The 254-nt window shown below is 33.1% G+C and carries 1 protein-coding gene; it reads right to left on the reverse strand.

Translation table 11 applies throughout. The features are described 5' to 3' along the window. Positions 1-254, reverse strand: a 254-nt coding sequence (locus SB679_RS25295; RefSeq protein WP_410705090.1) for a hypothetical protein, incomplete at both ends; no start/stop codon positions are given.

Genomic DNA, 254 nt, shown 5'->3' on the forward strand with positions numbered 1-254 from the left:
GTATTTCTTTAGGAACAAATACATAGTTGAAAATGTTTTGTGCTTGTAAGGAAGTATTTACTTCGCCTGCAAAATCTCCAATTTCAAGATATTCAAACATAGGGTCTTCTTTCTCGATGCTTTTATTTGCTAGCTTGTTAAAGTAATTCTTAACAAGATTTTTGTACATATATGTGGATCCTAAGTTCTTTATTATCTCGATGTACTCTTTTTCTTTTGCATGGGTGACCAGAACCCCTTGCTTGTCACTATCT

The organism is Chryseobacterium sp. SIMBA_029 (assembly GCF_046535275.1).
In the GTDB taxonomy this organism is placed as follows: domain Bacteria; phylum Bacteroidota; class Bacteroidia; order Flavobacteriales; family Weeksellaceae; genus Chryseobacterium.